The organism is Psychromicrobium lacuslunae, assembly GCF_000950575.1.
Lineage (GTDB): Bacteria > Actinomycetota > Actinomycetes > Actinomycetales > Micrococcaceae > Renibacterium > Renibacterium lacuslunae.
Genome location: NZ_CP011005.1, coordinates 3,322,750 through 3,346,378, shown reverse-complemented (window position 1 = coordinate 3,346,378; position 23,629 = coordinate 3,322,750). Strand labels below are relative to the sequence as shown.

The following is a 23,629-nucleotide window of genomic DNA, read 5'->3' as shown; positions in this document are numbered from 1 at the left end:
CCAATAGCTATTACTTGAGCACCACTTTCACCCTGGAAAGTGGTGCTCAAGTGCGCATGCTCTCTTTTGACGTCCGAAAACGGTGCCAAAATTGCGAGTCGGAGAACCCTTGGGGCTAATTCTCGGGAGCGTGCGCCGCCAAGAAGTTATAAACCTCGGTCTCATCAACGCCGGGAAACACTCCGGGCGGCATCGCCGCTAATAAATGTGAATGGGCGCGAGCGCTCGGCCAAGCATTGCCGCTCCACTCCCCGGCGAGCGCCGCGGGTGGCCTTTTACAACATGATTCGTCTGGACACCGCGATTTTGATCTCTCTTGGGTGTCCCGGCCACGGAACCATTTCACGTGCGCATAGGGCACCCCAATGCTCAGGGAGAACTCACCGCCGGTGGAACGCTCGGTGCGAGCGGTACACCAGTACGTTCCGGCAGGTGTGTCAGTGTACTGGTTGTAAGCGCTGAACTTATCGCTGACATCGAAAACCTCGCGTGAGGTCCAGTACTTACAAATCGGTTGGCCTTCTATGGCGCCGGTGTGGTCGGTCGGGAAGGTGACGCCGTCGTTCTCGTAGGCCTTATAGACAATGCCGCTCTCGTGAACCTTCTGAAAATGGGTCAGGATGCCCAGATGCTCGGTGGCGAGGTTGGTGAAGCGGTGCGCCGCCGTCTCATACGACACCGCGAAAGCATCTCGGATATCCTCAACCGCGATACTCTTGGCCGCTTTAGCTCGCTGCAAAAAATCAACGGTTTGTTTCTCGGGCAACAACAGCGCGGCCGCGAAATAATTGGTAGCCACCCGTTGGGCGAGGAATTCGCCGTAGCTGGTTGGCGTCTGGTGGCCCAATACATAGTGGCCAAGGGCTTGGAGGAGTACCGAACGGGGGTCATGCTCGCTGCGAGCCGATTGGGTGAGGTAAATTCGGCGATTCTTCAAATCGGTCACACTGCGGGTGGAATGCGGCAAATCCGAGACATGATGCAGAGTGAAACCCAAGTGATTCGCGATGTCCGCGATAACGTGCTGTGAAAGTGGCCCACCGGAGTACCCGACGCCGCTGAGCACCTTGGCCGCCTCCGCCTCGTATTCACCGAAGTAGTTATTCCGCTCGCGCATTTGCAGCCGTAAGGCGGTGTTGGCGCGGCGTGCTTCCTCGGGGGTAGCGATCTGTTCATTAAGCCGCCTTTCCAGCTCCGCTTGCAAGCCGACCAGAGCTTCCAGCGCCTCCATTGAAAGCCGCGAAGAGACGCGGACTTTTGGCAATCCCAGTGACTCGTAAAGTGCCCCGCGCTGGGCACGCTCCAACTCAATTTCAAGTGCGGCCCGACGGTTTGGCGGTTCGGAGCCCAGTAGCTGCTCCATACTCACCCCTAGCGCCTTGGCAAGCGAGTGCAGCAGACTCAGTTTCGGCTCGCGCTTGCCGTTCTCGATCAGGCTCACTGAAGAGGGTGCCGCGCCGACTTTTAGCCCCAGATCATCGAGTGTCATATTGGCGCTCTTGCGCAAGTGCCGCACTCGTCGGCCAAGGCTAATCACGTCGATTTCATCATTGCCGGAATCTTGCTGTGCACCCGGATCCGGCCGTTGCCACGTTGGACTGGTCATTTCTTGATAATACGTGAAGAAATGCAAATCTTTCCAGAAAAATTTCTAGAAAGGCTGTTGAAAAGCCGGAAAAGTAGGAAGTGGGAAGAAACCCAGCAGAAGTTTAGCCCGAACTCAGTTCGAGGCGCACAACCAGAGAAGTTATGGAATGAGGCATCATGTCGGAGAATCAGCAAAACTCAGCAGAGACGCTGGAGCTGGCCAACCAACTGGAATTGGAGTGGGCAGCTAATCCCCGTTGGGAAGGCTTACGCCGCGATTACTCGGCAGCCGACGTCGTCAAGCTCGCCGGGCGCGTACAAGAAGAGGCCACGCTGGCCCGCCGCGGTTCCGAGAAACTCTGGGATCAATTGCGCAACGCCGGCCCCGAGGGCTACACCAACTCGCTGGGCGCGCTCACCGGCAATCAAGCCGTGCAGCAGGTCAAAGCCGGTCTGAAGGCTATCTATCTTTCCGGTTGGCAGGTCGCCGCTGATGCCAACACCTCGGGCAACACCTACCCGGATCAGTCCCTCTACCCGGTCAATTCGGTACCCACCGTGGTTCGCCGGATCAATAACGCGTTGCTTCGGGCGGATCAGATTGAATTCTCCGAAGGCAAACAATCCGTTGAAGATTGGCTAGTGCCGATCGTTGCTGATGCCGAAGCCGGCTTCGGCGGCCCGCTCAACGCCTACGAACTGATGAAGTCGATGATCCAGGCCGGCGCTTCGGGCGTGCACTGGGAGGACCAGCTCGCTTCGGAAAAGAAGTGCGGCCACCTCGGCGGTAAGGTGCTGATCCCCACCCAGCAGCACGTTCGAACCCTGAACGCGGCGCGTCTGGCGGCCGACGTCGCAGGTGTCCCGTCGGTCATCATTGCCCGCACCGACGCTGAGGCAGCCACCCTGATCACCTCCGACGTGGACGAGCGCGACCAGGAATTCACCACCGGCGAGCGCACCGCTGAAGGTTTCTACAAGGTCCGCAATGGCATTGAACCCTGCATCGCCCGGGCCAAAGCCTACGCTCCCTATGCGGACCTGATCTGGATGGAGACCGGCACCCCGGATCTGGAATTGGCGAAGAAGTTCTCCGAGGCGGTGCGCAGCGAGTTCCCAGATCAGATGCTGGCTTACAACTGCTCGCCGTCCTTCAACTGGAAGAAGCACCTGGACGATGCCACCATCGCTAAGTTCCAGCGTGAACTTGGCGCGATGGGCTTCAAGTTCCAGTTCATCACGCTGGCGGGATTCCACGCCCTGAACTACTCGATGTTCGATCTTGCCCATGGTTACGCCCGCAACGGCATGAGCGCCTACGTCGAACTGCAGGAAAAGGAGTTCGGCTCCGAAGACCGCGGCTACACCGCAACTAAACACCAGCGCGAAGTGGGCACCGGCTACTTCGACCTGGTCGCCACCGCGCTGAACCCCAGCGGTAGCACACTCGCCTTGGCTGGCTCCACCGAAGCCCAGCAATTCCACTAATCGATAATTCCAGCCGGTGGGGCAGCCTCGCCCGCTTTCATCCAGCATTTCCCGCAAAGGACACATCATGACTTCCCAGCAGATCACCATTACCGCTCCATCCATCGAACGTCAGGACGAGGTCCTGACTCCGGAAGCCTTGGCCTTCATCGCGGCGCTGCACCGCGCCAGCTACGGCCGTCGTCAGGAACTGCTCAAGGCACGCCAAGATCGCCGGCAGCAGATCGGCAACGGCGTTGATCCGCGGTTCTTGCGCGAGACGTCCGAAATCCGGGAGGATCCGAATTGGCGAGTCGCTCCGCCAGCTCCTGGTTTAGAGGATCGCCGAGTGGAAATCACCGGACCGGTTGATCGCAAAATGACTATTAATGCGATGAACTCGGGCGCCAAGGTGTGGCTGGCCGATATGGAGGATGCTTCCACTCCCAGCTGGCAGAACGTGATCCAGGGTCAACTCAATCTGAGCGATGCGCTGGAACGTCGAATCGACTTCAGCACCACCGTCAACGGCGTGACCAAAGAATACAAGCTCGGCGAAACCACCCCGACCATCGTGGTTCGCCCGCGCGGTTGGCATCTGCCGGAAAAGCACATGCTGATTGACAACCAGCCCATCGCTGGCGGCGTGGTCGACTTCGGACTGTACTTCTTCCACAATGCCCAGCGCCTGATCGATCAGGGTCGCGGCCCGTACTTCTACCTGCCGAAGATCGAAAACCATCTGGAAGCCCGGCTCTGGAACGATCTGTTCATCTTGGCCCAGGACTTGCTCGGCATCCCGCAGGGCACCATCCGAGCCACCGTGCTGATCGAGACCATCACTGCGGCTTTCGAAATGGAAGAGATCCTTTATGAGCTGCGGGATCACGCCGCTGGTTTGAATGCCGGGCGCTGGGACTATTTGTTCTCGGTGATCAAGAACTTCCGCACCCGGGGCCCGCGTTTCGTGCTTCCTGATCGGAACCAGATCACCATGACTGCACCGTTTATGCGTGCCTACACCGAGCAATTGGTCCGAGCCTGTCACCGCCGTGGCGCGATGGCGATCGGTGGGATGGCTGCGTTTATTCCGAATCGACGCGACCCGGAGGCTAATGAAATCGCACTCGGCAAGGTACGCGCTGATAAGACCCGGGAAGCAACCGATGGTTTTGACGGCTCCTGGGTCGCCCATCCAGATCTGGTTCCGGTGGCCCTCGAAGTTTTCGACGGCGTATTGGGCGATCCAAGTAATGGTGGCAAACCGAATCAGATCGATAAGTTGCGTGAGGACGTCGTTCCGGATGACAAGGCGTTGTTGAATATCGCCGGAACCGAAGGCAATATCACCGAGCCCGGCATCCGCACCAATATCGAGATTGGCATCCGCTACATTGAATCGTGGCTGCGCGGCAATGGAGCGGCCGCTATCCACAACCTGATGGAGGACGCCGCAACCGCCGAGATCTCTCGTTCGCAGATCTGGCAATGGATCTACGCTGAGGCGATCACCGATCAAGGTGAAGTGATCACCGAAGAGTGGGTTCGCGAGTTGACCGGCCAAGAGTTCGAAAAACTGGAGCGTCAGCAAGGCGATAGATTTGACGACGCACTGGAGATCTTCGAAGAGGTGGCGCTCGGCGAAGCCTTCCCGACCTTCCTGACGGTCCCGGCCTATGCCAGGTTCCTACACGAAGCACGGCAGTCCGAGTTGGCGACGGCCGCTGCCTAACGCTTGACCGCCCGTCGTCGTTACTGCCTCAAACGACCCGAGAGTCGGGTGTGACGGGATGGTCAGTTACTCAATGGAGCGCTTCCGCTTTGCGGGAGCGCTCCATTGGCATTTGAACGCCGCTGCAGAGACCTCACGATGAAGTGGGTTAAATTAGGCGGGCTCCCAGGCGATTTCCCCGGCGTCAAAATCCGTTATTACTTTCTCCAACCAATCCCGTTCGGCGAGTGCCAGCATGTGTGCATACTCGCTCTCAATCAACGCAGCACGCGGGGCGATTGGGATCTGATCGGCGGCGGCCAAATTCTCCGCCAACTGCTCCAGCTTGGCTTGGACGGCCTGCAATCTGAGTCGTAGCGCTTCCGCCACCTGGTGCGGCCGGAGCACCATCATAAAAGACAAGGCGGCAGGAAACTCAGGGTATTCGTTGCGCGGCGTCGAAAGCATCTTTAGCAACCAGGCCCGGGACGATTCCCGACCCGAGTTAGTGAGCGCATAACTGGTCTTCTCCGGATAGGGAGAGTCTTTGCTGCTGCCCTGTTCAGCGATTAAACCGGACTCCAGCAGCCTGGCGATCATCTTATAGAGGCTTGCCCGTTGCCCCACGTTGACGAACTCGTCCTTACCCCACTTCTTAATCAGCTGCTGAATTTTATAGGGGTGCATTGGCTCAATTTCAAGCAACCCCAGGATCGCCAGTGCTAGCGGGGAGGGCTTGAACGGCACTTTCTTAGGATCCGGCATAGCAAAAATTCTACACTAGTTGCATTTATACTAGTTTCAGTGCAACTATAGATACATCTCGTCCTCGTTTGGAGAAACTCATGAAAGTCATCGTTATTGGCGCCGGCACCGGCGGCTTAGCCCTCGCTCAATCCCTCAATCAGTCAGATATCGAGGTCGCTGTTTATGAACGCGACCGCACCCGCCGGGACGGTCTCTTTGGCTTCCGGGTCGGCATCTCCCCCGACGGCTCACGCGCCTTGGCAGAAGTGCTGCCTACCGAGCTCTTCAATATCTTCAAAGCCACCACGGCGGTTCCGCCGCGCTATTTCACTATGCTCACCGAACAGCGCAAGGAATTGCTCAGCATTGGCGGCTTCGACGAAAGTCAGCCGGGAGATCCTGGTGCTGAACGTTCGGTGAGCCGAATGACATTGCGGCAGGTGCTGCTGACCGGGCTAGAGAAGGTAGTGCATTTCGACAAGAAGTTCACTCATTATCAGGTCAATAACGACCAGAGCGTGACAGCCCATTTTGACGACGGCAGCACGGCTACCGGCGACCTCCTTGTCGGCGCGGACGGTAGCAACTCTGCGGTTCGCAAACAGTACCTACCCGAGGCAAAACTCAAGGAGACCGGGCTATTCGGCGTGACCGCAAAACTGCCACTCACCGAAGAGAGCCGCAAGTTACTCACGCCGAAGGTGCTGCGCGGCGTCACTATGGTGCAGGCTCCGGGCGGAGATAGCTCGATCATTCACGTGATGGAATTCCCCTGGGACGCTGACGGCGCACCGAAATCGGGGGCGGGCAGCAACGACGCCGAACTACTCAAGTCCTGGCCGGGAATGACTTTCGACAACACCCGCGACTACATCATGCTCGGCTTCAGTTCACACCGTAAGAACCTGCCAGAAAACTTCATGGACCTGGACAGCCAAGCGCTACACACCCTGCTCCAAGAACGCACCGCGGCCTGGCATCCGGATCTCCACGAGCTATTTCGTCGATCCGATCCGAGCAGCTGTTTCCCGCTCAATATTCGCACCACCGAACGCCTAGAACCGTGGCCGAGCAGTCAGGTGACGCTCATTGGCGACGCCATCCACACGATGACCCCCGGCTTAGGCGTGGGCGCCAACACCGCGCTGCAGGATGCTCAGATTTTAGCCAGCAATCTACGCTCCGGAATGTCGGCCATCGACTCAGTGAGCAATTACGAAACTCAGCTGCATGGCTACGCCTGGACCCAGGTCGAGGAGTCACTGAAGCGCTTCAACGCTAACGATGCTATCTACAACACCGGCTTCCGCGGTCGATTCGCCAGTTTCGCAATGCGTACCGGGATGCGACTGGTCAATGCGGTGCCGCCATTGAAGAAAAGGATGGCAGCCACGATGAATAAGGAGCGGGATCGCTCAGCGAGCAGCAATGCCGTCGGCTGATAAATTTTGATCAAAGCGTTTTGATTCGCTCTTCATCGGTCATAGACTCAGAGTATCGACCGTCGACGCTCGAACCGGAGGATGATGTGGCACTACTCAACCAGCTCTTGACCAAAATTGCCGGGCTGCCCCGTCCAGAAGGCAAGCCACCGACTCTGATCAAGGACATTCCGGCAACTATGCCCGACGGCGTCGAGCTGCTCACGGATCGTTATGTGCCACACGGGGACACTGCGGCCCGTGGGCCGGTAGTGATGATCCGGACACCCTATGGTCGTAGCGGGATTCTGACCAGATTGCAGGGCTGGATGATGGCCGCCCAGGGGCTGCAAACCGTGATTCAGAGCACCCGCGGCACGTTCGGCTCAGGCGGCGAATTCCGCCCCTTCCACCACGAACGCGAAGACGGCATTGCCACCGCGGAATGGCTCAGGCAACAACCGTGGTGTGACGGCCGCCTAGCCACCGCGGGCGCAAGCTATGTCGGCCACACCCAGTGGGCAGTTGGCCCATATCTTGAACCTCCACTGGAAGCTATGTGCCTAGCGGTGACCGCCGCCAACTTTGTACCGAACTTTTATCCGGGCGGAGCCTTTGCCGCCGACGATATGGTCGCCTGGTCCGCCGCCATTGGCAGACAAGAGGATCGGTTTAGCAGTTGGCCGAACCCAGCACAGGCCAAGCGCACTCAAGCGGCGATGCGCGGCCTACCGCTAGGCAACGCAGACCTGGCAGCGATTGGCCGCCGGGTTCAGTTCCTGCATGACGTCACCGAGCACTCCGATCCGACCGAGAACTACTGGGCAGAGAAGGCCGACCATGGGCAGAATATCGAAGAACTGACTGTACCGACCACCATGGTCAGCGGGTGGTACGACCTCTTCGTGCGTTCACAATTGGAGGATTTCAAAAGACTGCAGGCTGCCGGGCGCAGCACGCGACTCACGGTCGGCCCTTGGAATCACGGCCAGCCTGCGAGCGTCGGCATTATCTTGAATGATCAGGTGAGCTTCCTAAAAGCCATCTTCACCGCTGACCCCGCGCCGCTCCAGCGGCCACCGGTGCGGCTCTACCTGCAAAAGGCAGACCGTTGGCTCGACTTTGAGCAGTGGCCGCCAGCTAGCACAACGCAAACACGTTTTCTCGGTGCCGACCGTTCGCTAAGCGAGCAGCCTACCGCTGCGGGCTCGACCGCTTTCAGCTACTCCCCCGACGATCCGACCCCGAATATCGGTGGACCGCTGCTGGCCAGCCCAGCCAAGCAACTCGATAACGCCGAACGGGAATCTCGCCCCGATGTGCTGGTGTTCAGCAGTGAGCGCTTGGCAACCGACCTCGATGTGATCGGCGAACTACAGGCGACAGTGCATCTTCGCGCCAGCAATCCCCTGGTGGATGTTTTTGTCAGACTTTGCGACGTTGACGAGCAGGGCGTGTCCCTCAATGTTTGCGATGGCATTATTAGGTTAGCGAACGATGCCGAGCCTGAGCAGATCCGCGAGGCCACGATCCAGCTGGACCCCACCGCCTATCGGTTCCGCTCCGGCCACCGGCTGCGCGTGCAGATTTCGGCGGCTGCCTGGCCTCGCTACGATCGCAACTTCGGCACCGGCGAATCGGTGGCCACCGCCCAAGTCGGAGGTCCGAATCGGGTCGAAATCTTCAGCGGAGAGAAGCATCCTAGCAAGATCGAGTTGCCAATCTGGACCGGATAACCGGGAATGACTCAGGCACTTCCCCGGTTGGACTAGGCGTGAAGATTGAAATTTGGTCAGATATTGCTTGCCCCTGGTGCTACATAGGGAAGCGTCGCTTCGAGTCAGCCCTAGCGGAATTTCCCTACCGCGATCAGGTGGAAATCGAGTGGAAAAGTTTCCAGCTCGATCCGAGCATTCCAGAGCACTACGACGGTAGCGAACTGGACTATTTGAGCAAGCGGAAGGGCATGCCCGCCGAAAGTGTGGCTCAAATGTTCGAGCATGTGAAGTCGCAGGCCGCGGGTGAGGGACTCAATTACGACTTCGATACCCTCACAGTGGCAAATAGTCACCTAGGTCACGAACTAATTCACTTTGCCGCACTCAGCGGCAAGCAGGACGCCGCCAAAGAGCGACTGCTGAAGTTGCATTTTGAGGAAGGTGGCGACATCGGCAAGTTAGAAACTCTTATCGAAGTTGCTGCCGAGCTAGAGCTAGATGTCGCCGCCGCCAGAGAAGCCCTGACCGGGCGGGAATTCGAGGACGCCGTCGATCAGGATATCGCTGAAGCTCACACCCTCGGCATCCAGGGAGTGCCATTTTTCGTGATTGATCGGAAATACGGGGTGTCCGGCGCCCAAAGCTCGGCCGTTTTCAGTCAGACCTTGGCGGAAGCCTGGAGAGCCGGGCAGCCCCTCACGATGGCCGGCGACTCGACGGCCGAGGCTTGCGGCCCGGATGGGTGCGCAATTTAGCCAGCCCTACAGACTTTCATCACTGCTTGGCCTAGCCGCAAGAGAACGTTGCGGAGAGCTCAGATTGGGGGACAGAACTCTCCGCAACGAGTCAGAGAAGGCCGATCCTTGCTGCTCGAACGCGACCTTAGGCAACCTAACTTAGGGGAACTTATACCGGGAGTCAATCAAAAGACTGGCAGGTTTCGTCATTTGACTGAATCTAATCGGTGCTAGCTGTCGAGTTCAGTGCAGCGTCAATCATTGACGCAGAGAGCACATGATCGCTTACCATCCGGCTCGCCCCGAGTACCCCCGCCTCCGCGCCAGCGCGCGACTGTACGATTTGCAGCCGAGAGGTCGCTAGCGGCAGCGAACGGCTGTAAACCACCTCACGCACCCCCGCCAGTAGGTGCTCCCCGGCGAGCGAGAGCGAGCCACCGATCACAATAATTTGAGGGTTGAGCATACTCACGCACGTGGCGAGAACTTCCCCCACGTCTCGGCCAGCCTGCCTGATTGCTTGGACCGCCTGCACGTTCCCGGCGCGGACCAAGGCCAGCACATCTTCGCCGGTCAGCGCAGCAAATCCTGCGTCATTGAGTACCCTGGCAATCGCCGGACCGGAGGCGATCGCTTCCAAACAGCCTTCATTGCCGCATCGGCAGAAGACTCCTGCGCCGCGCTGCACGCGCACATGCCCCAGATCCCCCGCGGTACCGTCTGCACCTCGTTGCAATAGTCCGCCGCAAATCACACCAGAGCCGATACCGGTGGCAACCTTGACGAAAAGCAGTTCGTCAGCGTCAGGCCAGAAAGCAGCACGCTCACCAAGCGACATAATGTTCACATCATTATCGACCAAGACCTCGGTGGGGTAACTGCGCTGAATGTATCCGGGCACATCAAAACCATCCCAGCCCGGCATTATCGGCGGATTTGCCGGCTTCCCGGAGGCATGCTCTACCGGCCCGGGCAAACCAATGCCGATACCGGCGAGCTCGCTCGGCTTCCGCCCAGCAGCTGCCAGCAGTTCCTCGGCCTGCCGAAGTGCCAGATCCAGCACCGCCTCGGGGCCTAAGCCGATCTCGGCGCTCACTCTGCGCTGCGCGAGCATGGTGCCACTGAGATCAGTCAACCCGACGAGGAGATGAGTAGCACCGAGATCCACACCGAGAATCACCTGGGAGCCGGGCTGAAATGCCACCTTCGAAGCCGGCCGACCCCCCGAAGAAAGTGCCTCACCAGCGGGTCCGATCAAACCCAGCACGGTCAGCGCGTCGAGCCTCGCTGCCACCGTGGATCTGGCCAAACCCGTCAGCGCCACCAACTCCGCTCGAGTCCGCGGCTGGCCGTCTCGAAAGATCTGAAAGAGTTCACCAGCCCTGGTCAACGTGCCGACCGTCCCGCCCTGATTCAGCGGCTTGGGCTGACTCGGCGGCAGAATGTGCTGTGAGCTCGACATGCCCTTAGTGATAACACGAGACCTACACTAATGTCACAACTATTACCCATATTCAGCTTACTTTTGCTTGACATCTGGCAAAAGCAACATAGCGTTAGATTGAGAAAACCTCCAGCAGCAAGGATTCACGATGCCCCAGGACTTCCAGCTTCCCTCCCAGCAACTCTCGGTTCAGCTTTACACCGTGCGACGCCAACTCGAAGAAGATTTGGCCGGTACCGTGGCTAAGCTTGCCAAGCTAGGTTTTCGTTCGGTTGAGCCGTACAACTTCGTCTCTTTGGCCGAGCCGCTCTCGGACGCACTCACCAGCAACGAATTGACGGCGCCGAGCGGACACGCCCCGCTGCTGAGCGCCGATCAAGATGAGATCTTTCGGGCCGCGCAAACGCTTGGCATCGGTACCGTGATCGACCCGTTCATTGCCGAAGAGCACTGGAAAACGCGGGAAGATATTGCTAAGACGGCAACTGCACTGAATGCCGCTGCACAGCGCGGTGCAGAGTACGGTATCACCGTCGGCTACCACAATCATTGGTGGGAGCCGGGCACCGAATTGGAGGGCACCACCGCCCTCGAACTTTTTGCTGGGCTACTGAATGACGAGGTGGTACTTGAGGTCGATACCTACTGGGCCGCCGTTTCCGGACAGGACCCGGCAGCGCTGCTGCGCCGGCTAGGCGAGCGGGTGAAATTCATCCACCTCAAGGATGGGCCGCTGAGCACCGAGCCTCTTGATCAGTTGCCAGCGGGACAGGGGAAGGTCGACATCCCGGCGGTACTCGAGGCCGTACCGGGGTTACAGCTCGGCGTGGTGGAGTTCGACGACTTCCGCGGCGATATCTTCGACGGCCTGGCACAGAGCTTGAGCTACCTGAAGAAGGACTCATGAGCCCGGTCGGAGTTGGCGTTATTGGCGCCGGGGTGATCAGTAAACAATACCTGGAAAACCTCACCGCCTTCGGCGATCTCAAAGTTCATGTGGTGGCAGATCTCTTCGAAGCTGCAGCAGCCGAACGCGCGGTGGAGTTTGGCGTTGAAAATCACGGCGGCGTTGAGGCCGCGCTCGACCATCCCGATGTCGAGATCATCGTCAATCTGACCACCCCGGCCGCTCATGTCGAGGTCGCCACCGCTGCCGTTGCTGCCGGCAAGCATGTCTGGAGCGAAAAACCCTTCTCGCTGGACCGCGAAAGCGGCCAGGAATTGCTAGCCACCGCAACGGCTGCCGGGCTGCGTCTGGGCTGCGCTCCGGATACCTTTCTCGGAGCTGGCTTACAGACCGCCCGAAGGATGATTGAACGCGGCGATATCGGCCAGCCGCTCACCGCTCTCACCCTGTTTCAGTCCCCGGGACCGGAATCTTGGCACCCCAACCCAGCCTTTCTCTTCCAGCAAGGCGCTGGGCCGCTCTTCGATATGGGCCCTTACTACTTGACCGCTCTCATCCAGACCTTCGGTTCGATCTCCCGGGTGGCCGCCTTGAGTAGCAAGGCACAGCAAAGCCGCGTTATTGGCTCTGGGCCGAAAGCGGGCGAACGCTTCGACGTCGAGGTACCCAGTCACTTCGGCGCACTCTACGAGTTCGCTGAGGGCGGCTCCGGGCAGAGCATTTTCAGCTTCGATTCGGCCAAACCTCGAATGGGTTTCCTGGAAATCACCGGCACCGAGGCAACTATAGCGTTACCTGACCCCAATAATTTCGACGGCGAGATCAAGATCTGCGCCCTCGGCTCCGATGAGTGGAGCACACTCCCTAGCCGCGGGGCGGTGGCCGGTCGCGGACTGGGGGTGCTCGACATGGCTCGCTCAATCCGGGCTTCGGTGCCACATCGAGCCAGTGGCGCCCAGGCCTACCATGTGGTCGATGCCATGGTTTCGATCGCGGAGTCCGCAGCACGAAAAGAATTCGTTGAGCTAACGTCCACGGCTCCGAGCAGCCCAGCACTCGCCGAAGACTGGGATCCTTATGCGCTGACCCTGGAGAGCTAGACGATGACTGATCCCTTGGGAGTGGCGATCATTGGTTACGCCTTTATGGGCAAGGCGCACTCAGCGGCTTGGCGGAACGTGGCGGCAAGCTTCGATGTTCCGGCGTATCAGCAAAGAGTGTTAGTCGGTCGAACCGCGACGGCTGCCCGGCAGGCGGCGGAGCGCTACGGCTGGCAACAGAGCAGCACCGACTGGCGAGAGCTACTTGAGCGGGATGACATTCATATCGTCGATATCTGCACCCCCGGCTGGAACCACGCCGAAATAGCGATTGCTGCCTTGGCTGCCGGCAAACACGTCTTGGTGGAAAAGCCACTCGCGAACTCAGTGGCGGAGGCCACCGAGATGGTGCGGGCCGCCGAAGAAGCGGCGCAGCGGGGAGTCCGTTCCATGCTGGGCTTCAACTATCGCAGAATACCGGCGCTGGTGTTGGCCCGGGGGCTAGTCGCACAGGGCAGACTCGGCACCATTCGACAGGTCCGGGCAGCCTATCTGCAAGATTGGCTGAGCGACCCGGCCGCGGCGATGTCCTGGCGGCTGCGCAAGGAAACCGCCGGATCCGGGGCGCTGGGCGATATTGCCAGTCATGCCGTCGATCTGTTGCAATTCGTACTGTCCGAGCAGGCCGTCAGCGCCACCGGCCGTTTACACACTTTCGTGACAGAACGGCCTGGCCCGAACGGTCGGGAGCCGGTCACCGTGGATGACGCGGTCTGGGCGAACCTGGAGCTGGCCTCTGGGGCGATCGCTAGTGTTGAAGCAAGCAGGGTGGCCACCGGTCAGAAAAATTCGCTGCAGCTTGAGGTCTATGGCAGCGCCGGGGCGCTCCGTTTCGACTTGGAACGGTTGAATGAGCTGGAGTTCCTGGATGCCAGTCAAGCATTGCCTGAGCAAGGATTCCGCAAGATTCTATGCACCGAATCGAGCCATCCTTACTTGCAGGCCTGGTGGCCCCCGGGGCACATTATTGGCTGGGAGCATACCTTCAGCCACCAGATCAGAGACTTCTTGCTGAACATCGCTGAAGGCACCGACCCCAGCCCCTCATTTGCCGATGGCCTGCAAGTGCAACGGGTACTCGAAGCTATTAGCGATTCGAGTTCTTCCGGTGGCCAACGTAGGCAACTCTGAACGCCAGACCAGGATTTTGCTGACAAAATCGGCTAAAGTGTCTACATGCCTCGTATTTTGGCCTCCACTAACGCCGAACAACGCGAACAAACGCAGCGCAAAGTTCTCGATGCCTTCGGCGAGCTTCTGTTCAGTCACGGCCTGCCGGGCCTCACCATGACCGATGTGGCCCGTCGAGCTGGGGTGGGCAGAACCGCTATCTATAACTATTTTGCCGATCTAGAACAGCTCTTGGTGGCCTATGCACTCGACGAGACCGGACGTTTCCTGTCCGATCTGAAAACCGATTTGGCACGCCTCGACAATCCTGTCGATCAACTTGCCTGCTACGTCCGAGCCCAAATCGAAGACCTCTCGAAACGCCACCTGCCGCCTGGCCCAGCGATGCGTTCGGTGCTCTCGGCCGACTCCTTTGCCAAGCTTTCAGTGCACGTAGGCGAACTAAGCAGTCTCTTGCAGAACATCCTGCAGCGCGCTGTAGATCAGGGTTTTCTGCCACCGGCCCCCATCCCGGACCTGGCACATTTGATTCATGGTTCACTCACCGCCAGCGCTTCACGCAACACCACCGATATCGAAGACCGAATCGAAGCCACGGTGCGATTTATTCAAGCCGGCGCTGGCGCGCACTTCGATGAATTTGGCAAACCGATCAAACTTTTTAGCGGTGCAGCCTAGTAGCAACTGGCTACTCGATCACCAGATCACCGGCAAACGGCGCAATTCCGTCAGCACTATATTCGTAGTGCAGTGTCGCTGAATCGAGCAGACCGATAGCGCTGACAATTCCGCTGAACTCGAGATCTTTGCGATCCGGCGCGCTGGATGTGCAAGTCACCACCAGACCGCTCGCACTGCAGCTCCAGCCCGCTGGCAGATGCCTCCAGCCACCGAAGGACATCTGTTCGGCACCGCTCAGCGTGAATTTGACCGTCGCCGGGCCTAGTGAGTCGGTTCCCGAGGCACTGAAGTTCACCGTTACCAATTGACGGAGCGGCAAGCCGAAGCCTCGGGCGGTGCCACTGATAACAGTGGTCGGCGTCGGAGTAGCAGTTTGAGTCGGGCTCGGCGACGGACTTGCCGTCGTCGGACTGGGAGATGCTGTCGGACTGGGCGTCGGACTCGGCGACGGACTTGCCGTCGTCGGAGTAGCAGTTTGAGTCGGGCTCGGGGAGCTACTCGGGCTAGCCGAAGGAGCTACCGTCGGCAAGCTACTGGGCGGCACAACAGGTGAACTCGGCTCGATATTCGGGGTGACGCCCGAAGGATCAATGACGTTGACCGTTGGGGGCAGATCGGAGGGCGCAGGGCTGCTCTTAGGCTGGGCGGAAACCACCGGAGCCGGGCTGGGTATAGCGGGTTTTGGCTTGGCGGCAGCGGGAGCCCCGCCGGAGTCAGCATTCGGCGCCGCTGCGGGAGCCACCTCGGCTACCGGTGGCTGCGCGGCACCACCCCAAGCACCAAAACCACCGGTCGCAATCGCGGCAGTAGCCACACCGGCCGAGGCGACAATGACTGCGCCAGCGACAATGGCGACATTACCGGCATCCCGGATCCGCTCAACCGCGTTGCCGGCAAACGCCTTAGCCGGCAATAACGCAAGCGCGAGTTTTCCAGCCCCAGCTGCTGGGAAAAGAGTTAGCCATTCCACCATGCCGAAACCCACCACAGCTGGCAAAACCCAGGCGCGCATGGCGGCGCCGACATCGCTGAGATCAAGCAGCGCTGCGGTGCACCTGCTGCAGTTATCCAGGTGCTGTTTGACTTCCTCGCGACTTGAGCGGCGCAAAGTGTTCATCGCATAAGCGCCCAGCCGCGAAGCGTAAGGCGTACAAGCGTCTTCTTCGCTCGTTTGACGAACATGGCCTTGCAGATATTCCTTGCGCAAACCGTCGCGCGCCCTAATCGCCAAAGCAGAGACCGCATTGGCGGACAAACCGAGCAACGGGGCTGCTGCCGCTGGTTTCATCCCCTCGATATCGAGGTACCACAAAACGGCCTGCCAGCGTTCGGGCAGACTCTTAAAAGCCTTTGAGACCGCGGCGTTCTCAAATTCTGCCAACACGGTGTCGCCTTGCTGAACCGGAGTATCCAGCACCTGATCATCGTCGGTGCTTGAGACTTTTCCGGCAGCGACATTCCGGCGACGAGCGATCCGGGTGACCGCGGTAAGCAGGTAAGCCCGGAAAAATGTGTCCGGGCCTTTGCCCTCGCGAAGGGACTGGAAGACCGAGGAGAAAGCCTCGGAAACGGCATCCTCGGCATCGGAAGAGTTATCGGAGTTCTTGCGTGCGACAGCTAACGCCACCGCTTGGTGCCGCTTGAATAATATTTCGAACGCACCGGCGTCTCCGGCACGAACTTTGAGTATTAGCTCGCCGTCCCCCACCACTTCGGCTTCTTCTACTTGGCCGAAAGGTCCTCTTTCCTTGTCCATATCCCCAGTCCCGACTTCTCGCCTAAAAAGCGAGTACCTTCTAGTTTGACCGCCGAACCCCCAGACAAGCAAATTGACAGCGCACTACCAGATATCTCCCGCCCGAACACCCGGTCGGGCCTCGACGGATCGGCTGGGTTACTCGGTTACTCGGCATTGGCATAAACAATTCGGAGCGCAGCCCCCGAATGATTGAAAATTTTTGAGAAAACTTGTGGAACGACGTCACGATTCGTTCCACAGCCACACTTAATGAGTATGGACCTCATCAACCGTAGCGAAATAGCGCCCGCTGGGCTGTTCTCGCGACGGCTGCTGAAGCGCTGGCGTTCGCTCAGCCGCCGCTCGCACTGGCGGGTACCACAGGATTGGTGGACCCCCGAGGTTGATTCATTGCTTAGCGGCCGCCGTAACCACGAGATGCTCAGTGAATCAGCAAGACAGCTTGGCGCCGCGCGCTGTCGCCAGGGAGTTGGCGTCACCGAGGCGCTGACAGATTTCCGCTGTTATTTCAAAGCAGCGCTCAGACACACTGACCTAAACGCTATTCAGGCCTTTGTTGAGGGCTGGGTCAGCGAAGCTGAAGAAGTGGAACCAATCTCCTGCACCGACCCGTCAACCGGGCTAAGTACCAAGGCGCACTTCTCAAAGACCTTGCAGGAATTCACCGACCGGCTCGACTCGGCGGAGGCCTTGCTCGCCACGGTCACCCTGATCCCTCGACAGGAGATGACCGCCCCGCTGAGTTGGACGCAGGTAGCTGCGCTGGGCGCAATTTTTCTGGCCGCGTTCCGCGATACCGAGTCGACTCTTATGTATGAAGGACACACGGTTTATGTACTAGCGGTACGGACCCCGGAGCTTTTTTCGGCACTATTGGACTGTCAGGCACAAATCACTTTGTCTCGGGAGCTGGGAGACTTCCGTTCGACGGTCGCCTGCGAAGCCTTGCCTCAGCAAAGCAGCGGCTTCCATCAAGTGTTGAAGAGTCTGCATCGTTGATCTTGAGCGCTTGAAACGCGGACTGAGAAAAGTGATTTTTCCACGTCATGAATTCTCTTGCCGCGACACTCATTAAATGAATATGATTCAGCAAGCGTGCCTGAACGGGCCGCCCTGCTAGGGACAGGACGGCTAACTGGGCACACATATTGGGGAAAATTGGGGAAATACACGATGAGCAGCACCTTGTCTGATTGTGCGGTCGCGTCATGACGCAGCTCGATGAGCGAAGGAACACTTCGCACGCTCCTGCGCGTACCTTGCGCCACGAACGAAACAGTTCATCGCTTGGCCAACGCATTCCGGCGACCGCACTCGCCGCGAAACGGCAACGCCATTCGGCGAGGTTTATCGAGCTGCTCGTGGTGCTGGACCTTGGCATCATCCTCGCGGTGATGCTGGGATCATTAGTATGGCCTTTTGCCGATGCCCAGCAGTTCTGGTTGACCGCAGCGGCCGTGTTGGCCTGGCTTATCGCGCTCACCGCGATTAAAGGATTTTCCAAAGAGAGAGTCGGGCTACCCCGTCCACTACTTTCAGTCTGGGCCTGCAGCCTGGTCTTAGCCGGCGCCAATCTGATCAATCTGTTCGAAAACCGCGATATCGTGCTGCACCGCGCGATGATCACGGTGCTAGTGATCACCGGCTTGGATATCCTCGGCCGGCTGATACTGAAACAGTTCCGCAGCAACCATGTGATCTCGGTGGTGGATGAGAAGCAGCACGCCAGCTCCGGCTCGGATTCGCGTCGTGAAGTTCACCCCTTCGTGCTGACCGAGGAACTAAGAAGCAATCCGGACGAATTGCTCCGCAAACTGAGCAATTACATCCGCTTCACCAAAGCTACCGCGGTTGAACTGCCGGTTGGCCTGAACATCAGCCAAGAACTGATCAATATGCTCAGCTGGGAACTGCGCAAGAAACACGTCGCTATCCGGATGGTGCTGGGCGGCCAAACAATTAGTGCTAGCCGAATGCGGGCCCGCAGCGAAGGCTCAAAGACCATCATCGAGATCGACGCCCCCTATCAGCACCTGGGCACTCGGGTCGGCAAACGAGTTATGGACATCGTGGGCTCCGGCCTGCTGATCATTGCTTTCTCGCCGCTTTTCTTGGTGCTCGCGATCATCGTCAAACTCAGCAGTCCGGGGCCGGTAATGTACCGGCAAGAGCGGATTGGCATTGACGAGCGTCCCTTCAATATCTTGAAGTTCCGTTCCATGGTGGTCGGAGCTGACGCTCAGCTGCAGGCGCTTTTGAAAGCTCAGGGCAGCTCCGATAAACCGCTGTTCAAGGTCGATTCAGATCCTCGAATCACTCGTATCGGCGGCGTAATGCGTCGACTCTCCCTCGATGAGCTACCCCAGCTCTTCAATGTCTTTGGTGGCTCGATGTCATTGGTCGGCCCCCGGCCGCAGCGACCGGCCGAGGTGGCGCTCTACGACCAGGCAGCGAAACAGCGCCTTGGCGTGCTGCCAGGAATGACCGGAATGTGGCAGATCAGCGGCCGTTCCCGGTTGAGCTGGGAGCAAGCCATCGCACTGGATCGTTACTACGCGCAGAACTGGAGCCTCAGTCAGGATCTGAAGATTCTAGCCCGGACCGTTTCCGCGGTGGTCAGGGGCGATGGTGCGGTCTAGGCTCGATCCGACAAAGCGTGTTTTGCATATTACCGAGGCGATGGGTGGTGGGGTTGCCTCAGCACTTTTTGATTATCTACGCAGTACCCCCGAGCTCGAACATCACCTGCTGTATGTGAGTCGCGCGGAAACCTCGGCCTTGGGTGCGCAGTGGAAAGAATTGTTTACCAGCGTTCAGGAGTTGCCCCAGGGGCAACTCAACCGAATTCGGAAAGTGCGCTCCAGGATCAAGGAGCTCAAGCCTGGGGTAGTTCATTCGCATTCGTCCTTCGCCGGGTTCTACGCCCGGCTGGCGGCCGCGAAATCGGCCAGCTTACGTCAAGTACACACCCCGCATTGCTATGCCTTCGAACGCTTAGATCTTAAGAGGCCACTGCGGCTCGCATTGCGGCTGATTGAGTGGACGCTGAGCTTCAATACCACTGTGCTAGCTGGTTGCTCACCGCGGGAAACGGCGCTCGGAGCACGCCGCTTCCTTTCGCCGCAGCGTAGCTATCTGCCGAATCTGGCACCAGAGTTGCCGATCCGTCAGCAAACAGCGGATTCGGTTTCGGTGCGCACCGAGGTGCTGCGGGTCACCGGAGCCGGACGGCTGGGGGCGCAGAAAGATCCAGAGTTATTCATCTCCGCAATCCAGCAGCTCAGGCAAGCCGGCAATCGGGTAGTTGCCAGTTGGGTCGGTGGTGGTGACCCCGTTTTGGTTGACCGGTTGAATAGGGCTGGCGTCCAGGTCACCGGATGGCTGCCCCGGCCGGAGGCGCTCGAGCGTCTTGCCGATAACGATGTCTACTTGCACACAGCAGCCTGGGAAGGCTTCCCGCTAGCCGTGCTTGAAGCGAGTGCCCTGCACCTCGCCACCGTGGTGCGCGATATTGCCGCTTTCCAAGGACTCGGGCTGCCGGCGAAAATTACCGAAAGCAGCGAGCTGCCCGGCCTTTGGGAGCAACTCCGGGACCCGATATTTCGAGCCGAGCTGGTAGCGCAAACCCGCTATGCGCTACGTTCGAACACCCGGTCAGCGCAGCGGCAGGCCCTTCTCGAAGCCTATGCGATCGAGGCCGAATCAGGGCTTACCGGCAGCGCAGAACCTACCTCAACCGAGGCGAGGAGCGTTGCGCACTCGGGCGGATCTCGATGAGTCGCCAGCCAATGCGGTATCGCCTTAGCTGGCTATCAGTGCTCGCCGTAACGTTTCTTGCGCTGGCCGTTTCTGGTTGCACGGCCGTCAATGCGAATTCACTCGATCAGCAACTCAAGGATGCGCCCTTTCTGAACGCAGCCGACTTCAACAGCGCCCACAACGGGATTACCGTGCTGAGCGCCGCTAAGATCGGCGCTCACAGTTTCGATCTGCATGTGAGTACCGCCGCAGTTGCGGACGGTGCAACCTCAGAGGGCAATGGCATCCGAATCACCCTCCCCCTCGGATATCAGCCGACTCGGCATTACCCGGTGCTCTATTTACTGGCCGGAACCAGCCCGGACAGCTCCTATCAGGACTGGTTTAATAAAGCTGATATTGAGTCAATACTTGGTGATCGAGAGCAGATCGTGGTGATGCCTGACGATGGCATTGCAGGTTGGTACACGGACTGGAGCGCCCCTTCGGAGCTCGCTCAAAACTGGCAGCACTATCACCTGGATCAGCTCGTTCCATGGGTCGACAGTCACCTCAGCACGCTCGCCGAACGCTCCGGACGGACCGTGGCCGGGGCATCAGCCGGAGGCTATGGAGCTATTCGCTACGCCGAGGAACGCCCTGAGTTGTTCTCCTTCGCCATCAGCATCTCCGGCGCCCTTGATCTGGGCTTACCCGCTCTTCGTCAACTCATTCAGGACGAATCAAAGCATCTCACCGGTAATCCGAATATGATCTTCGGCGATGGCTCTTCAACCTCGGAGGCGCAGTGGCAGGCGCACGATCCGCTCACTAAACTGGGTGCGCTCAAAGCCACCAAGATCGCCCTCTATGCCGGGCAGGGCAGTCCCGGGACTGACTACAACGATGCGCAGCAACTTGAGTGGCAGCTGAAGCAAAGCGGCAAAGCCTTCAGCGAGCGAGCCAGCCAGTTGGGTGTTCAGCTGGTAAATGAACTGGGCAAGGCGCTTCCAGGCTGCGACGGCGGGCATAATTGGGCTTGTTGGAGCGCCGCGTTGCGCGAGCTGTTACCCGAGCTCGATCACCAAACTCTTTAAGACGAAAACTAGTAAGCAAGCTAAGGAAGCACAATGGAATCCGTTCTCGGAGAAAAGATTCGCGAGATTCTCGCCAACCACGGCAAGCTGGCGGTGGATATTGCGGAGATCACCGACACCAGCGATCTCTACGCCGCTGGCATGACCTCGCACGCCAGCGTCAATGTGATGCTGGCCCTGGAAGATACGTTCGACCTGGAGTTCCCCGAGAAAATGCTCACCAAAGCAACTTTCTCCTCGGTGCAGAGCATTGCCGAAGCTTTAACGGAGATCGGCCTTGACTGAGCTCTCCGGGAACGCTTCCGTTGCTGGGGAAGGTAGCGATTTCCGGAGAGCTCTTACCAGCATGGTCGCCGTTGCAGCAGAGAATGCCGCCGACGTCGACCACAACTCACGTTTTCCGCAGGAAGCTATTGAGGCGGCCCGCAACGGTTCGCTGCTCGGCGCCGCGGTGCCGAGCGAATTCGGCGGACTCGGCCTGAACATTGCCGAGCTTTGTCACATCGTTGAGCAATTAGGCCGGGTATGTTCTTCTACCGGCATGGTGATGGCAATGCACTATATCCAAGTACTCTGCCTGAGCCGGCACGGTCGCTCTGAGTACTTACAGCAGGTGCTGCGGCGCTGCGCCAAGGAACAACTGCTGCTGGCCTCGGCCACCACCGAGGTCAATATTGGCGGCGACAGCAGAAGCTCCTCATGCGCGGTACGGGCACTGCCGGAGGGCCAGATTGAACTGAAGAAGACCTGCCCGGTGATCTCCTACGGCCGGTTTGCGGACGCCATTCTGGTCACCGCTCGACGCAACGAGGATGCGGTAGCCAGCGATCAGGTTCTGGTTTACCTCCCGGCCGACGATTACCAGTTGAACAAGACCTTCGACTGGGACGCCCTTGGAATGCGAGGCACCTGCTCGGAAGGCTTCGAATTTGCCGGCATCACCGAGCAAGCCGGTGTGCTTGACGACTTATTCGAGAAGATTTCCGCCGAGACCATGCTGCCGGCCGCACATACTCTCTGGGCGTCAGTGTGGTACGGGATGGCCGCGAAAGCGGGCGAGAATGCCCGCACCGTGGTGCAGCGCGCAGCGCGAAAGAACCCAGAAAACCCGCCGCCTTCGGCGCTACGACTAGCCGAGCTAGAGGTCAGCCTGCAGTCGATGGCCGAGCTGGTGCGCTCCGCTATTGCGCGCTATCAGGCGGGTTGGCAGTCCCCTGAGGTGCTGGAATCGCTGCAATTCGCTATTTCAATGAATACTCTCAAGGTGGCTTCCGCGGATCTGGTCCGCAAGATCGTCGGCGATGCCATGCTGATAGTAGGTATCGCTGGCTTCGCCAACCGTTCACCGCTGAGTTTGGCCCGGCTTTACCGAGACAGCATCGCCCCCTCAGTGATGGTCAATAATGACCGGATCTACAATCACACCTCGACCCTCTTGTTAGTCTCCCGAGGAGAACGATGACGCTCAGTATTGAAGAACAACGGATTTCTTTCGGCCGCGAGCTAATCGAAGCTGGCTGGCTGATCCCCACCCTGGCTGACGGGGTCAACGGCCTCGGCGATCCGGCCGAAGCAGTCGTGGAAGGTCTGCAAGCTCAAGCCTCGCGGATCGCGAAGCAGCAGAACTATCCGGCGCTGAACACTTTGCGGTTTCCGCCGGTGAATAGTGAGCAGTTGTTGCGCCGCACCGATTACGTAGCCTCCTTCCCGCAGCTAATGGGCCTGGTCAGTACCTTTGCCGGGGAGCGTAAAGAGCATGCTGCACTGCTAGCCGCCGCGGAGGCCGGGGAAAGCTGGCAGCAGCAACTTGAACCCAGCGCCTTCGCGCTGATCCCGGCCGTCTGCCACCCGCTCTATGCGCATTTGGAAGGTCGCACCGTTGACGGCGAGTGTTACCAACTCACCGGCGACTGTTTTCGAAATGAACCCTCCGAAGACCCGTTCCGAATGGTCGCATTCCGGATGCGCGAGTACGTAGTGCTCGGCAGCGAAGCACAGGCCCGGCAGCATCGTGATCGCTGGATCGAACTCGGTGAAGAGATGCTCTCAGCCCTTGGCTTGGAGATCGTGGTGGAAAGCGCCAACGACCCGTTCTTCGGTCGCGCCGGTCGGTTGCTAGCCTCAGGCCAGCGCGAAGCGAAACTCAAGTACGAGTTACTCACCGAAGTATTCCCGGGCCACCCCACCGCGATTGCCTCCGGGAACTGGCATCAAGATCACTTCGGGGCGAATTTTTCCATCACCGCCGCCGACGGCTCGGTAGCGCATAGTGGCTGTTTTGGTTTCGGTTTGGAACGAATCATGCTCGCCCTAGTCGCCCGGCATGGTCTGGAGCTCAAGGACTGGCCCGTCCCGGTCCGCGCCCTTCTCGGCCTCTAAGCCAA

20 protein-coding genes are annotated in these 23,629 nt (G+C 59.1%); 16 read left to right on the top strand and 4 right to left on the bottom strand.

The annotated features are described in order from the left end of the window. Positions 1 to 115 precede the first annotated feature (115 nt). Entirely contained in the window at positions 116 to 1,633 is a 1,518-nt protein-coding gene (locus UM93_RS15790; RefSeq protein WP_045076450.1) for a helix-turn-helix domain-containing protein, read from the bottom strand. A 131-nt stretch (positions 1,634 to 1,764) separates the two neighbouring features. Here UM93_RS15790 and aceA point away from each other — a divergent pair, with 131 nt between their 5' ends. Together aceA and aceB are read left to right on the top strand one after the other, a co-directional pair. Then, on the top strand, positions 1,765 to 3,075 hold the full coding sequence (gene aceA / locus UM93_RS15785; protein ID WP_045076449.1) for an isocitrate lyase: 1,311 nt from the start codon (positions 1,765 to 1,767) through the stop codon (positions 3,073 to 3,075). 67 nt (positions 3,076 to 3,142) lie between these two features. Continuing rightward, positions 3,143 to 4,786: a malate synthase A gene (aceB, locus tag UM93_RS15780; protein WP_045076448.1), complete on the top strand. Its 1,644-nt coding sequence runs from the start codon at positions 3,143 to 3,145 to the stop codon at positions 4,784 to 4,786. A gap of 153 nt (positions 4,787 to 4,939) precedes the next feature. On the opposite strand, the gene UM93_RS15775 is transcribed toward aceB, so the two are convergent. Continuing rightward, positions 4,940 to 5,530, bottom strand: a complete 591-nt coding sequence (locus UM93_RS15775) for a PadR family transcriptional regulator (protein WP_045076447.1) — start codon at positions 5,528 to 5,530, stop codon at positions 4,940 to 4,942. Positions 5,531 to 5,610: 80 nt separating this feature from the next. On the opposite strand from UM93_RS15775, the gene UM93_RS15770 reads away from it, so the two are divergent. The 3 genes from UM93_RS15770 (at position 5,611) to UM93_RS15760 (ending at position 9,406) form a co-directional block, all read left to right on the top strand. Then, on the top strand, positions 5,611 to 6,954 hold the full coding sequence (locus UM93_RS15770; RefSeq protein WP_045076446.1) for an FAD-dependent oxidoreductase: 1,344 nt from the start codon (positions 5,611 to 5,613) through the stop codon (positions 6,952 to 6,954). An 86-nt stretch (positions 6,955 to 7,040) separates the two neighbouring features. Further along, positions 7,041 to 8,669 carry a CocE/NonD family hydrolase gene (locus tag UM93_RS15765; RefSeq protein ID WP_045076445.1) on the top strand — a complete coding sequence of 543 codons (1,629 nt, stop codon included), beginning with the start codon at positions 7,041 to 7,043 and terminating at the stop codon, positions 8,667 to 8,669. Positions 8,670 to 8,707: 38 nt separating this feature from the next. Next, positions 8,708 to 9,406 carry a DsbA family oxidoreductase gene (locus UM93_RS15760; RefSeq protein WP_045076444.1) on the top strand — a complete coding sequence of 233 codons (699 nt, stop codon included), beginning with the start codon at positions 8,708 to 8,710 and terminating at the stop codon, positions 9,404 to 9,406. 202 nt (positions 9,407 to 9,608) lie between these two features. On the opposite strand, the gene UM93_RS15755 is transcribed toward UM93_RS15760, so the two are convergent. Beyond that, on the bottom strand, positions 9,609 to 10,850 hold the full coding sequence (locus tag UM93_RS15755) for an ROK family protein (protein ID WP_082057199.1): 1,242 nt from the start codon (positions 10,848 to 10,850) through the stop codon (positions 9,609 to 9,611). Between the two features lie 130 nt (positions 10,851 to 10,980). Between UM93_RS15755 and UM93_RS15750 the strand changes: the two genes are divergently transcribed. Genes UM93_RS15750 through UM93_RS15735 form a run of 4 tightly spaced genes read left to right on the top strand, consistent with a single transcriptional unit; the run spans position 10,981 to position 14,648 of the window. Beyond that, positions 10,981 to 11,739 (top strand): sugar phosphate isomerase/epimerase family protein, encoded by a 759-nt coding sequence (locus UM93_RS15750; RefSeq protein ID WP_045076443.1) that lies wholly within the window; start codon positions 10,981 to 10,983, stop codon positions 11,737 to 11,739. Beyond that, positions 11,736 to 12,839 carry a Gfo/Idh/MocA family protein gene (locus tag UM93_RS15745; protein WP_045076442.1) on the top strand — a complete coding sequence of 368 codons (1,104 nt, stop codon included), beginning with the start codon at positions 11,736 to 11,738 and terminating at the stop codon, positions 12,837 to 12,839. Before UM93_RS15750 ends, UM93_RS15745 begins: the two co-directional genes overlap by 4 nt. Positions 12,840 to 12,842: 3 nt before the next feature. Further along, positions 12,843 to 13,970 (top strand): Gfo/Idh/MocA family protein, encoded by a 1,128-nt coding sequence (locus tag UM93_RS15740; RefSeq protein WP_045076441.1) that lies wholly within the window; start codon positions 12,843 to 12,845, stop codon positions 13,968 to 13,970. Positions 13,971 to 14,015: 45 nt separating this feature from the next. Beyond that, positions 14,016 to 14,648 (top strand): TetR/AcrR family transcriptional regulator, encoded by a 633-nt coding sequence (locus tag UM93_RS15735; protein ID WP_045076440.1) that lies wholly within the window; start codon positions 14,016 to 14,018, stop codon positions 14,646 to 14,648. A 10-nt stretch (positions 14,649 to 14,658) separates the two neighbouring features. Here UM93_RS15735 and UM93_RS15730 read toward each other — a convergent pair whose 3' ends face one another. Then, a complete protein-coding gene (locus tag UM93_RS15730) occupies positions 14,659 to 16,407 on the bottom strand; it encodes a sigma-70 family RNA polymerase sigma factor (RefSeq protein ID WP_052663854.1) in 1,749 nt (582 codons plus the stop codon). A 252-nt stretch (positions 16,408 to 16,659) separates the two neighbouring features. Here UM93_RS15730 and UM93_RS17345 point away from each other — a divergent pair, with 252 nt between their 5' ends. The 7 genes from UM93_RS17345 (at position 16,660) to UM93_RS15695 (ending at position 23,624) form a co-directional block, all read left to right on the top strand. Then, a complete protein-coding gene (locus UM93_RS17345; protein ID WP_052663853.1) occupies positions 16,660 to 17,409 on the top strand; it encodes a hypothetical protein in 750 nt (249 codons plus the stop codon). A 209-nt stretch (positions 17,410 to 17,618) separates the two neighbouring features. Next, complete coding sequence (locus tag UM93_RS17340; RefSeq protein ID WP_052663852.1) at positions 17,619 to 19,049, top strand: sugar transferase; 1,431 nt, start codon at positions 17,619 to 17,621, stop codon at positions 19,047 to 19,049. Next, positions 19,036 to 20,187 (top strand): glycosyltransferase, encoded by a 1,152-nt coding sequence (locus UM93_RS15715; protein WP_052663851.1) that lies wholly within the window; start codon positions 19,036 to 19,038, stop codon positions 20,185 to 20,187. Before UM93_RS17340 ends, UM93_RS15715 begins: the two co-directional genes overlap by 14 nt. Further along, entirely contained in the window at positions 20,184 to 21,245 is a 1,062-nt protein-coding gene (locus tag UM93_RS15710) for an alpha/beta hydrolase (RefSeq protein WP_052663850.1), read from the top strand. The genes UM93_RS15715 and UM93_RS15710 overlap by 4 nt, the downstream gene beginning before the upstream one ends. A 33-nt stretch (positions 21,246 to 21,278) precedes the next feature. Further along, entirely contained in the window at positions 21,279 to 21,530 is a 252-nt protein-coding gene (locus UM93_RS15705; protein WP_045076439.1) for an acyl carrier protein, read from the top strand. Continuing rightward, positions 21,523 to 22,707, top strand: coding sequence for an acyl-CoA dehydrogenase family protein (locus tag UM93_RS15700; protein WP_052663849.1), 1,185 nt, complete (start codon positions 21,523 to 21,525; stop codon positions 22,705 to 22,707). The genes UM93_RS15705 and UM93_RS15700 overlap by 8 nt, the downstream gene beginning before the upstream one ends. After that, complete coding sequence (locus UM93_RS15695) at positions 22,704 to 23,624, top strand: aminoacyl--tRNA ligase-related protein (RefSeq protein ID WP_045076437.1); 921 nt, start codon at positions 22,704 to 22,706, stop codon at positions 23,622 to 23,624. The genes UM93_RS15700 and UM93_RS15695 overlap by 4 nt, the downstream gene beginning before the upstream one ends. Positions 23,625 to 23,629: the final 5 nt, after the last annotated feature.